8 protein-coding genes are annotated in these 12111 nt (G+C 73.2%); 6 read left to right on the top strand and 2 right to left on the bottom strand.

The genetic code is table 11. The features are described from left to right. Positions 1-151 precede the first annotated feature (151 nt). The 6 genes from ACFY1L_RS30615 to ACFY1L_RS30590 are packed head-to-tail and all read left to right on the top strand — an operon-like array spanning position 152 to position 8295. Positions 152-919 carry a class I SAM-dependent methyltransferase gene (locus ACFY1L_RS30615; protein WP_388831275.1) on the top strand — a complete coding sequence of 256 codons (768 nt, stop codon included), beginning with the start codon at positions 152-154 and terminating at the stop codon, positions 917-919. Beyond that, positions 916-5064 carry an alpha-(1->3)-arabinofuranosyltransferase family protein gene (locus ACFY1L_RS30610; RefSeq protein WP_388831273.1) on the top strand — a complete coding sequence of 1383 codons (4149 nt, stop codon included), beginning with the start codon at positions 916-918 and terminating at the stop codon, positions 5062-5064. Before ACFY1L_RS30615 ends, ACFY1L_RS30610 begins: the two co-directional genes overlap by 4 nt. Further along, positions 5061-6440, top strand: coding sequence for a condensation protein (locus ACFY1L_RS30605; RefSeq protein WP_388831271.1), 1380 nt, complete (start codon positions 5061-5063; stop codon positions 6438-6440). Before ACFY1L_RS30610 ends, ACFY1L_RS30605 begins: the two co-directional genes overlap by 4 nt. Beyond that, positions 6437-7177: a methyltransferase domain-containing protein gene (locus ACFY1L_RS30600; RefSeq protein ID WP_388831269.1), complete on the top strand. Its 741-nt coding sequence runs from the start codon at positions 6437-6439 to the stop codon at positions 7175-7177. Before ACFY1L_RS30605 ends, ACFY1L_RS30600 begins: the two co-directional genes overlap by 4 nt. A gap of 5 nt (positions 7178-7182) precedes the next feature. Next, on the top strand, positions 7183-8067 hold the full coding sequence (locus tag ACFY1L_RS30595) for a hypothetical protein (RefSeq protein WP_388831267.1): 885 nt from the start codon (positions 7183-7185) through the stop codon (positions 8065-8067). A 15-nt stretch (positions 8068-8082) separates the two neighbouring features. After that, positions 8083-8295, top strand: a complete 213-nt coding sequence (locus tag ACFY1L_RS30590) for a Trm112 family protein (protein ID WP_388831878.1) — start codon at positions 8083-8085, stop codon at positions 8293-8295. Positions 8296-8314: 19 nt separating this feature from the next. Here the strand turns inward: ACFY1L_RS30590 and ACFY1L_RS30585 are convergent, their stop codons facing one another. Together ACFY1L_RS30585 and ACFY1L_RS30580 are read right to left on the bottom strand one after the other, a co-directional pair. Beyond that, positions 8315-10432, bottom strand: coding sequence for a SpoIIE family protein phosphatase (locus ACFY1L_RS30585; RefSeq protein WP_388831876.1), 2118 nt, complete (start codon positions 10430-10432; stop codon positions 8315-8317). A 360-nt stretch (positions 10433-10792) separates the two neighbouring features. After that, positions 10793-12037 (bottom strand): DUF418 domain-containing protein, encoded by a 1245-nt coding sequence (locus ACFY1L_RS30580; protein WP_388831265.1) that lies wholly within the window; start codon positions 12035-12037, stop codon positions 10793-10795. Positions 12038-12111: the final 74 nt, after the last annotated feature.

Below are 12111 nucleotides of genomic sequence, written 5' to 3'. Positions count from 1 at the left end.
ACCCCTGGCCCGCCCATCCCGTCCCGCCCACCGATACCGTCCGATCCGGCCGAGCTGACCGGCCCGCCAACCGCGCCCGATCCAGCCCTCCCCGCCCCGGCCACAGGCCCGCTCCTCCCGACCATCCCCTCCCCGCGCCAGGCGGGCCGCCATGACTGAGCTCGCCGAACGCCCGCTGCGGGACCCCTCACTGCGCCGTTCGCTCGCGCTGTTCCGGGCCTTCATGCGGGAGCAGTCCGACCCCGATCGCTGCTACACCCTGCTTGCACGCGACGCGGTCGCCCAGGTGGCGCGGCACGCGGAGCTGGACGGCCGGATCGTTCTCGACGTCGGCGGTGCGGGTGGGCACTTCACCGAGGAGTTCCGGCGCCGGGGTGCTCACGGCTTTCTCTTCGAGCCCGATCTGCGCGAGCTGTCCTCGCGTGGCCAGCCGCCGGAGGGCGCGGTGGTCGCCGACGGCTATCTGCTGCCGCTGCCCGACGGCGTGGCGGACGTGTGCTTCTCCTCCAACGTCCTGGAGCACGTGGCGGACCCGGAGACCTTCCTCAGCGAGATGGTCCGGGTGACCAGGCCGGACGGGCTCATCTACCTCTCCTTCACCAACTGGCTCTCCCCGTGGGGCGGTCACGAGACCGCGCCCTGGCACTACTTCGGAGCGCACCGGGCGCGCGAGCGCTACCGGCGGCGCACCGGGCGCGAGGCCAAGCACACCGTCGGCGAGAACCTCTTCCCCCTGCACATCGGCCCCACCCTGCGCCATGTCCGCGGCCGCGAGGACGTGCGGGTCGTCTCGGCGCGCTCCCGCTACTGGCCGTTCTTCCCGAGCGCGATCACCCGCATCCCCGGGCTGAGGGAGATCGCCACCTGGAATCTCCTGCTGATCCTGCGCAAGTCACGCTCCAGCGAGGCACGTTCATGAGCACCACGGTCCAGGCACCCGCACACCCGGCCCCCGCACCCGCGCCGACGGCCCCACCCGTCCCGCCGCGCGGACGACGCCTGCTGTTCGGGTTCTGGGCAGCCGTACTGACGGCCTTCCTCGCGGTGTCCCCCGGCAAGACGACCTTCGAGACGAAGCTCGCCGTGGCCGTGGACCCGCTGCGGTTCCTCGGCGATCTCGGCCAACTCTGGCACGACCGCGCCGGGTTCGGCGGAATCGCCGACCAGAACGTCGGCTACGCCTTCCCGATGCTGCCGTACTACACGCTGATGCATCTGATCCACATGCCCGTGTGGCTCGCGGAGCGGCTGTGGCTGTCGGTCGTCGTGACCGCCGCGTTCTGGGGTGCGCTGCGGCTGGCCGAGCGGCTGCGGGTGGGCACGCCCGCGACCCGGCTGCTGGGCGCGGTGGCGTACGCGCTGTGGCCCACCTTCACCATCGTCGTCGGTTCCACGTCCGCGGCCGCGCTGCCCGGGGCCCTGCTGCCCTGGGTGCTGCTCCCGCTGACCTCCGCGACGGCGAGCCCGCGGATCGCCGCCGCTCGCTCGGCCCTCCTCATCCCCTTCATGGGCGGGGTCAACGCCGCCTCAACTCTCGCCTCGCTCCTGCCGGTTGGGCTGTATCTGCTCAGCCGGCCGAAGGGCCCGCGGCGCCGCGCGCTGCTCGCCTGGTGGCTGCCGGGGGTGCTGCTGGCCACCGCATGGTGGACCGTGCCGCTGCTGCTTCTGCGCGTCTACGGCGTGGACTTCATGCCGTACGTCGAGCAGGCGGACACCACGACCGCCACGATGTCCGCGACGGAACTGCTGCGCGGGGCGGGCAACTGGGTGGCGTACCTCAACTTCGGCGAGGCCTGGCTGCCGGCCGGCTGGACCGTCGCCGCCTCCGTCGTCACCGTGCTCGGCTCGGCGTTCGCGGCCGCGCTGGGCCTTGCGGGGCTGGCCCGCCGGGACCTGCCGGAGCGGCGCTGGCTGCTGCTGACCGTGCTGGCCGTCGCCCTGATCGCCCTCGCCGGCTACGGCGGCTCCCTCGGCGCGCCCTTCCATCACACCGTGCAGGCGTGGCTGGACGGCTGGCTCCGGCCGTTCCGCAACATCTACAAGTTCCAGCCCGGCCTCGCCCTCGCGCTGGCCCTCGGCCTGACCCACCTCACGGCGGTCGTCACCGAACGCCGGGGTACGCGGGCGCAGCGTGCCCGCCGGTACGCGCCCGCGATCGCCGCACTGCTCGTCCTGCCGGGCCTGGCGTGGCCGTATGTGAACGGCAGCATCCTCCAGCCCGGCGGCTTCACCAAGCTGCCCGCTCACTGGCAGCAGGCCGCCGACTGGCTGGACGCGCACTCGGCGGACAGCCGTGCACTCGTCGTCCCGGCCACCGCGCACGGCGTTTACACCTGGGGCTCCCCCATCGACCAGCCCTTCGACGTACTGGCCAAGTCCCCTTGGGAGCAACGCGACTTCGTGCCCTTCGACACCCCCGGTTCGCGCCGTGCGCTGGACGCGGTCGAGCAGGCGCTGACGTCCGGCGGTGAGGTGCCGGGCCTCAGGTCGTATCTGGCCCGGGCGGGACTGTACGACGTCGTCGTACGCAATGATCTCGACCCCGACCAGATCGGCTACGTCCCGCCGCAGACCGTCCGGCGCACTCTGGAGGCCTCCGGCTACCGCAAGGCGGTCGGTTTCGGCCCGCTTGTGACCGCCGGACGCATCCCCTCCGAGACCCCCGTCCAGGTGCAGGGCCTCTACCCGCGCCTGCAGGCGGTCGAGATCTACGAGCCCGCAGGCGCCGCCGGGCAGCCCGGCCGCGTCGGTATCAGCGCGGCCGGCGACACGGCCGTCGTGAGCGGCGGGCCGGAGGCGCTGCTCCAGCTGTCCGCCGACCCGGCGTTGCGTGACCGCCCTGCCGTGCTGGCAGGGGACGCGCACCCGGGAGTCGGCGTACCCGCGGTCAAGGCCGTGGCCGACGGGATGCGCCGCGCGGACACCCGCTTCGGCCTGGTCAACTCCAACACCTCGTACACGTACACCCCGACCGAGCAGAACCCGTCGGGCACTCTGCAGGACCCGGGCGAGCTGCCGAAGCAGATCCTGCCGGTGCGCGGCGCCGACCACCAGACGACGGCCGTGCTGCGCGGCGCGGCGTCGGTGACCGCCTCCAGCAGCGGCAACTGGTTGTTCCAACTGCCGCAGTACGACCCGGTGAACGCCTTCGACGGCGACCCGGACACCGCCTGGGCCGAAGGCAGCCCGGGCAGGGCGGCCGGGCAGTGGCTGCGGGTCGACTTCGCCGAGCCGACCGAGGTGCCGTCGTCGATCCGGCTGACTCCGCTGGCCGCGGACGCAACGCGGCCCGCGCCCACACGGGTGCGGATCGAGACGGACCGGGGTTCGGCCGTCAGCACCCTGCGCCCGGACGGGACCCGGCAGTCGGTCCGCGCGCCCGAGGGCAGGGCGCAGTGGCTGAAGATCGAGATCCTGGCCGCGAAATCGGCCCACCCGGGGCTGTCCGGCGCCGGTTTCTCCGAGGTGTCGGTTCCAGGCGTGCGGGTGACCCGGCTCCTGGCGCTCCCGAACGACGCCAAGCACACCGAGGCCGACGATCAGGTGTACTCGATGCACCGCGGAACCGACCCCGGCGGTCTTGCGGCGGCCACGGAAGAAGCAGGCCTGCACCGGCAGTTCGACACCTCGGACCCGGCCGCGTACGCCGTCTCGGCACAGGCCGTACCCGTGCCCGGCGTTGCCCTGGACCGGCTGCTGGACCGGATCGCACCGGGACAGCGCAACAGGATCACCGTCTCCGCCGACTCGACCAGCCGCACCGGCCTCTCGCTCAGGCCACGCAACCTGGTCGACGGGGACCTGACGACAGCCTGGATAGCCGGGGACCGGCCCGTGATCCATCTGCGCTGGCCGGGCAAGAAGAAGATCGACGAGATGGTCCTCGGGGCCGCGGGCGGTCTGTCCGCCCGTCCCGAGCAGATACGGATCAGCTCGCCGTACGGCGCCGCGACGGCCGGCGTCGACGCCGACGGACTCGCCAGGTTCCCGGCCATCACCACGGACCGCCTCGACATCACGATCACCAAAACCGCACCGCTCACGCTCTACAACCCCGTGGCCGACGGGCGGCTCCAACTGCCGGTGGGACTGAGCGAGTTGTACGTGCCGGCGCTGGCCGATCTGCGGGTGCCGCAGCCGAAGCCGGGCGCGCGGTTCTCGCTGCCCTGCGGGCAGGGCCCGGCGCTCGACGTCGACGGCACCCTGCATCCGACGAAGGCATCCGGCCTGGTCCGCGACCTGACACAGCGCCGGCCGGTGACGGTGGAGCTGTGCGCGGGCGCGGCGAAGGACGGCCGCCTGGAACTGGCCTCCGGCAAGCACCGGTTGGAGGCCGGTGACACCGGACCGCTGGCCATCACGGACGTCACGCTGTCCCAGGGCGAGCCGCGAGCCGTCTCCGGCACGGCGCGCCGCGCGGTCACCGTGGACAAGTGGACCGGCGACAGCCGCACCGTCTCCGTGTCCACCGGGTCGGGCGAGGCGTCGTACCTGCGCACCTACGAGAACGTCAACGACGGCTGGCGGGCCACGCTGAACGGCAAGAAGCTCACGCCGGTCCGGCTCGACGGCTGGCAGCAGGCCTGGCTGATCCCGGCCGGCCAGTCCGGCACCGTGCACATGGAGTACGAGCCCGCCGGACTGTACAAGGCCGGGCTGGCCGGTGGGGCGGTCGGTGTCGCGGCACTCGTGGCACTCGCCTTTGTGGGGCGGCGACGTAAGGCTCCAACTTCCGCCGGGGACACGGAAGTTCCCCCAGGGCTGTTCCTCGGCACGGTGGCACTGACCGCCGTCATGGCGCTCGTGGCGGGGCCCCTCGCCCTGATCGTGCCCGCGCTCGCGCTGGTGGCCTGGTGGCGGCCCGGTGTCCTGGTCCCCGTCGCGGCGGTGGCCATGGCGGGGGCGGGCATCGCCGCGGCCACGGGGGCGGGCATGCCGGTCTCCGCGGATCGCGGTGCATTCGGCGCGCTCGCCCAGGTGTTGGCGCTCGTGGCGCTGTCCGCGGCCGCCGTCACGGTCGGTAGCGGCAGACCGCGGCGCGGCGAGCAGGGTGGTGCGCGATGACTGCCCTCGGGACCGACCCCCGCACCGGGCACGGCAGATGGCCGGCTCCGCAACGGCTGGCGTTCCCCACCGTCGACGAGGTGTCCCGGCACTGTCTCAGCGAGGTCGAGCCGGAGACCGTCCACATCGAGGTCCATCTGCCCGGCCGCCTCGACCCCCGGCAGCTGCGGGACGCCTTCCACCGGGCGCTGCTGCTCCACCCGCGCAGCCTCGTACGCCAGGCGCCGCACCGTTGGTACCGGCGGTCCTACGAGTGGGAGCTGACCGGCACGCCGGACGTGGATCCGGTGAGCTTCGCCGGGAGTGGGACCGACGCCCTGGCCCGGGCCCGCTCCCGGGCGCTCGCGCTGTGCCCGCCACTGTCCCAGTCGCCGCCCGTGCGCCTGGAGGTGATCAACCCGAGCGCCAGACGAACCGTCCTGCTCCTCACCCTCCACCACACCGCCCTCGACGCACCGGCCGGCCTGCGCCTGCTCGCCACGACCGCGGCGCTCTACGGCGGCAAGGGCCCCGTCACGGGCGTGCCCGCTCCCGTCCGCCGGGCGCGCCCCGAACACCACGGGGGCGGCATCCTGCGCCGTACCGGATGGGCCCGACCCGCACGGCTGGCTGCCGCGGGGTCCCTGGCGGCCGGGTCCGTCGCGCGCAGCAACGGCATGCTGCTGAGGGAACTACCGCTGCCCCAACGTCCGGACTCCGCCCCGGACTTGGCCGCTCCCTGGACCGTCAACGACCAACTCCTGGTCGCCGCCTCGCTGATGGCCGGCCGCTGGAACCACTCCCGGGGCAGGCGCTACGGACCGGTCCGGATCACGATGCCCGTGGACGACCGTTCCCTGGACATCGCGATGCCCATCGGGAACGGGACCCGCCTGGTCGAAGTCCCGGTGTCGCCCGCGAACCGCGAAGAGGAACGGCTGCTCCTGGCACCGCGACCCGATCCGGCCGCCGTGGCCCGGCTGCTGCACACCACCGCGCAGCGCACCCGGGCGCTCAAGTCGCTGCAGCGCGCACCGCTGGGACCGGGGGCGGCTCTCCTGACGGCTCCGCTGCTTCCGGTCGGCGTGCGCGGCGCGCTCACCCGCGGGGTGCGGCGGGCCGTCGCCCCTTGGACGTCGACCCTGCTGCTCAGCAACATCGGGCGCGTGCCGTATCCGCTGGACTTCGGCGAGGCCGGGCGGGCCCAGGCCGTGTGGTTCTCGGCGCCCGCGCGCATGCCCCGCGGACTGAGCGTGGCGGCGGCCTCCACCGGCGGGCGCCTGCAGTTGACGCTGCGCTGGTCGCGCGGCCTCCTCGACGACGACGCCGCCAACACCCTGGCTCGTCTCTTCGAGGAGTGCCTCTCCCTGACGTACGGCCCCCGGAGCGCGCCATGACCACCTCTACCGCCAAGGCCCCCGGGTTGCGGGACTTCTACGAGGATCCGGCCGTCCCGGTCGCCTCCGGCGCGGACCGCAGCCTGCGGCAGGCCCGGATGCTGGCCCGCGCGCTGGGGCCCGTGCGGCCGGGGCTTCCGCCCGCCACGGTGCTCGACGTCGGCTGCGGGGACGGTTCGGCGGCTGCCGTCGCCGCGGGTGTGCTGGCCGGGCATCGCATCGTGGGCGTCGACTGGTCGCAGGACGCGTTGCGCCGGGCGGCGCGGCGGCTGCCGCGGGTGGTGCGGGGCGAACTTTCCGGCGGCGGGCTTCCGTTCGCGTCCGGCAGCGCGGACGCGGTGCTGTTCAGTGAGGTCGTCGAGCATCTCGTCGACCCCGACGGCGCCCTCGACGAGCTGCACCGGGTACTGCGGCCGGGCGGGCATCTGATGCTCTCCACGCCCAACCTCGCCGCCTGGTACAACCGGGCGCTGTTGCTCGCCGGCGTCCAGCCCGTCTTCTCGGAGGTGAGCCTGCGCCGGGTGCACGGCAGACCGGGCAGCCAAGTCGTAGGCCATCTGCGGCTGTTCACGGCGCGGGCCCTGCGGGAGTTCGTGGCCGCGTCGGGCTTCGAGGTCGTACAGCTGGAGGGGGCTCCCTTCCACGGGGTTCCGCGTCCGCTGCGCCCACTCGACCGCCTGGCCTGCCGGCTGCCGTCCCTCTCGTCCATCCTCCTCGTGCACGCGATCAGGAGGTAGCAGCGATGGTGTGGGGAGTGGCCGCGGCGCTGCTGGCGAACGTCCTCTACAGCACCGGGTTCGTGCTGGAGAAGCGGGCGTTGGCCGGCCTGCCGCCGCTGTCGGCCGGACAGCCGGGCCGGGCGGTGCGGCTGCTCGCCTCGAGCCCGCTGTGGGTCGGCGGCGCGTCGGCCCTGACCCTCGGGTTCGCCGCGCAGCTCGCCGTGTACCGCGTCCTGCCGATCGCGGCCGCTCAGGGGCTGTTCGTGTCCGGGCTGGTGCTGCTGCTCCTGCTCTCTTCGGCGGTGCTCGGCGAGCGCCTCACGGCCGGCGAACGGCGCGGTGTCGCCGTCATCGGCCTGGCGCTGCTGATGGTGGCGGCCTCGCTGCACGCCGACAGCTCACCGATCGGCCGTACGGCTTCGGTCGGCACCCTCCTCGCTCTGTGCGCACCGGCGCTCGTCCTCGGCCTGGTGGTGTACGGCGCGGCCGAGCGGCGGGCCCGGCGACAGCACCGGCCGCCGCCGGCGGGTGTGGCATACGGCGTGGCGATCGGGCTGCTGTACGGGGTGAGTTCGCTCGCGATCAAGGGAATGTCGGGACGTCTGGCGCAGGCCCCGGACCTCGTCGGTGCCGTACCGCTCCTGCTCGCCTCGCCCTACCCCTACCTCCTGCTGCTCACCGGAGCCTTCGGCCTCGTGCTGTCGCAGACGGCGCTGCAGCGCTGCCGGGCCTCACTGATCGTGCCCGTGTGCACCACCGTGACCTGCGTGTTCAGCGTGGCGAGCGGCACGGTCGCCTTCGGTGAACCGCTCCCCGAGGACCCCGTGCGACTCGCCCTGCGTCTGGGCGGTACCGCGCTCGCCCTGGCCGTACTGCTCACCCTGCCGCGTCACGACGCACGCCGTTGAAGGGAATCGCTGATGATGAAGTCCGACGACCCGCTGCTCAGGCTCCTCGTCTGTCCGCTCGACAAGGGCCCGCTGGTCCTGGACGAGCCTGGCTGCGCGCTCTACAACCCGCGGCTGCGCCGCCGCTATCCCGTGGTCGACGGCATCCCGCAGCTGCTGCCCGCCTCCGGGGAGCCGGCTTCGGACGAGGAACTCGCACGGCTGCCGGGGCGGCCGCACACCCTCTGAGCGTTTCGCCGAACTCGCCCTACGCGAAGGCCAGTTCCGGAAACGCGCCCGACTCGTTCAACTCGGCCCAGACCGTCTTGCCCTGCCGGGCGTGGCGCGTTCCCCAGTGCTCGGCGAGCTGGGCGACCAGGAGCAGGCCGCGCCCGCCCTCGTCGAAGGTGCGGGCCCGGCGCATGTGGGGGGTGGTGCTGCCGCCGTCGGAGACCTCGCACAGCAGGGCACGGTCGTGGATGAGGCGCAGTTGGATGGGTGGACGGCCGTAGCGGATGGCGTTGGTGACCAGTTCGCTGACCACCAGCTCGGTGGTGAAGTCGAGTTCCTCCAGCCCCCATGCGTTCAGCTGCTCGGAGACGCTCGTCCGGGCGCGGGCGACGGCGGACGGGGCGGCGGCGAGGTCCCAGGTGGCGACCTGGCGGGCGCCGAGCGCATGGGTCCGGGCCAGCAGCAGGGCGACGTCGTCGTCCGGGCGAGCGGGCAGCAGGGCTTCGAGCACCGTGTCGCAGGTGGCCTCCAGGGACGGGACGGACTTCGCCAGGGCCTGGCGCAGCCTGCTGAGCCCGGCGTCGACGTCATGGTCGAGTGCCTCGATCAGGCCGTCGGTGTACAGGGCGATCAGGCTGCCTTCGGGCAGGTCGACCTCGGCGGCCTCGAAGGGCAGTCCGCCCAGGCCCAGCGGCGGTCCGGGCGGCAGATCGAGGAGGTCGACGTTTCCGTCCCGGGTCATCACGGCGGGCAGCACATGCCCGGCGCGGGCCAGGGTGCAGTGGCGGGAGACGGGGTCGTAGACGGCGTACAGGCAGGTGGCGCCGATCTCCCCGTCGGTCTCGCCGACCGGTTCTGCGGTGGCTTCGGCGGCCAGCCGCAGCACGACGTCGTCCAGGTGCGTGAGGAGTTCGTCGGGCGGCAGGTCGATGTCGGCGAGAGTGCGTACGGCGGTCCGCAGGCGTCCCATGGTGGCGGCCGCGTGGATGCCGTGCCCGACCACGTCGCCCACCACCAGGGCGACCCGGGCACCGGACAGCGGGATGACGTCGTACCAGTCGCCGCCCACCCCCGCCCGGGCGCCGGCGGGCAGATAGCGGCAGGCGACCTCCACGGCCGACTGCTCCGCGGTGTGCTGCGGGAGCAGGCTGCGCTGGAGGGTGAGGGCGGTGGCACGCGCGTTCGTGTAGCGGCGGGCGTTGTCGACGGCCATCGCCGCCCGGGTGGCGATCCCCTGGGCGAGGAGCAGATCCTCGTCGTCGAAGCGGTCGGGGTTGCGGTGCCGGCAGAACTGCGCGACGCCCAGGGTGGTGCCGCGGGCGCGGAGCGGTACGACCAGTGTCGAGTGCATTTCCTGGACGGCTCCAGGGCCATTGGCGTGGTGTCGCGTGGGCTGCCCGGTGACCAGGGCACGGGCCGACGGTGAGCCGGCCGGGCAGGTGTGCAGCTGCTGCGGTGCGATCGTCGGTTCCGGGCCGTCCTCGGCCGGTTCCTGAGCGATCCGGCGCAGCACGAGCGGGCCCTGCGCCGGCGTGTCGTCCAGCAGGGTGTCGTGTCCGTCGAGCGCGGAGTCCAGCAGGTCGACGGTGACGAGGTCGGCGAAGTCCTCGATGGCGAGGTCCGCCAGCTCCTGCGTGGTACGGGCGATGTCCAGGGTGGTCCCGATGCGGATGCTCGCCGCGTTCACCATCGACAGCCGCCATTGCAGCCGACGGTCCCGCTCCTCCTGGAACGCCGCGACACCCTCCTCGGAGGTGCGGTCCACGTACCCGGTCGCCGTCGCGACCAACCGGCGCGCCGCCGCACTGATCAGCTCGCCGTCGTCGGTGAACCGGGGCATCTCCGCGAGCATCCGGTCGAGGAAGATGCCCTCGCCGAGCCGGAACGCCCGCAGCATGATGCTGAAGGGAATACCGTGCCGGGCCAGCCGACGCGCGCGATCCTCGTCGGCGGGCGGCGGTTCGAGCTGGCTCGGCTCGACCCCGCGCTCGAGGCCGAACAACGCGGCGACGATGTGATCGGCGACGTTCTTCGAGGTGAGGCGGCCCAGGTCCGGGTCCTCCCACAGTTCGGGAAGCTCGGACCGCAGGCACCGTTCCACCTCGGCGATCAGCTCGTCCGCTCTCGAACCGAGCTCATGCGCGACGCGGGACATGAGACGGTCGGCACTGACGTCCACCCTCACGACGGTACGCCGTAGGGGCGGGTGCGCGCCGCCGGACGGCCTCGGCACGGGCACTCACCAGGACGGCAGGCAGGATCCCTGGATCGCAGCCCGGCGGTAACGTCCGCCGGGTCGGCGCCCTGCTCGTCACGCTGTGCGCCGTGCTCGCCGTACTGCCGCACCATGGGCTGCCCGACGCGCCGGTCACCACGATGTCCGCCGCCGCGATGCGGGCCATGCCCGGCTCCCCGTCTGCCGCCCAATGAAGGACCCGACCACGCACCCGCACCTGGGCGAGGAGGGGCAGCACGTCCGGCTCGACTTCGTCAGGCGTGGACGCGCACTCCGGCGTCAAGTGACGCGGTCGGCGAGGCGGGTCGTGGCATGCAGCAGGTGTTCCAGCGGGCCGCGGCGGAATCGCCGGGTCCACACGACCGCCAGGACCATGGCGGTGGCGGAGAAGAGGAACAGTGCCAGCAGAGCCGGAGCCGTCTCCTCCTCCATGCCGACCACCCGTATGGCGAGGATGTGCAGCACGTAAGTGGTCAGCGAGATCATGCCTACCGCGATGACGGGCGTGGCCAGGCGGGTGAGGCGAGGCAGCCGGGCCGTCGCCCAGATGCAGGCGGCCACCACGATCAGCGCGACGCCCGTGTTGCCGAGGATGGAGAACGTCGTCTGGCTGTGCGGTGCGCCGACCAGCAGCCAGGCGGCCGGGGTGCCGTCGTCGATGTCTCCGACGGTGTCGGACCACCAGGCGGAGGCCGGCGAGGCGCCGTCGGTGGCGGCCGCGACGGTGCCCCAAGCGTGCGGGACGAGGTGCAGGGCGAGCCAGGAGCCGCCGTATCCGAGCACCGCCAACGCGCCGCCTGCGTAGGAGAGTCGGGCGAGCGTCCTGGCCCGGGTGAGGTCCAGCCGGGCCAACGCCATGCCCGCGACCATGAACGACATCCAGGTCAGCACCGGGTATTCGCCGGTGAAGAGCAGCTCCAGGAAGCCGTCCGTGCCGGTGATCCGGGCCAGCGGATCCCCGGCGATGACGGTGTCCGCCCAGTCGCCGCCCTCAATGGACTGCCGTATCACGTACAGCACTTGGGGCATGATCAGCGCGCCCGCGACGGCGATGGCCGCCAGCGTGCGCGCGCTCAGCCGGTGCAGCGGCAGGACGAGGAGGAAGAGCAGGCCATAGAAGGAGAGGATCACGTCGACGTCGGTGTCCAGCGCCGTCAGGGCGAAGCCCAGCGCCATCAGGACGATCGAGCGGATGACGATCCTGCCCACCGCCTGCCGGCCCGCTCGTCCGGTACGGGGCTCCGGACGGCCAGTGATGAGGATCAGGGAGAACCCGGCGAGCAGCGCGAAGAGCGCGGACGCACGGCCGCGTGCCAGCTCCAGGACGAAGCCGAGCGGGCCGCCCATGGTGGGGTCGGGTCCGACATGGGCGGCGTACATGCCCAACACGGCGAGTCCGCGGGCCAGATCGATGCCCACGAGCCGTCCCGTCGACGGTGCGCGGACGGCGGGCGGCGCGTCCGGCTGGTGCGAGGGCTGTTCCAGGGGCGGATGGGGCGGGGCCGACGGCGCGTGTTGTGTCATGCCCTTCAGGGTTGGGTGCGGCAGGGGTCCGAGCCCATCCGGCAACCGGCCGGAGTCACCCCCGCCGACCGGCG

It is taken from the genome of Streptomyces sp. NPDC001663, assembly GCF_042893105.1.
Lineage (GTDB): Bacteria > Actinomycetota > Actinomycetes > Streptomycetales > Streptomycetaceae > Streptomyces.
Note: the sequence above shows the minus strand (reverse complement) of the source record. Positions and strands in the feature narration are given on the sequence as shown.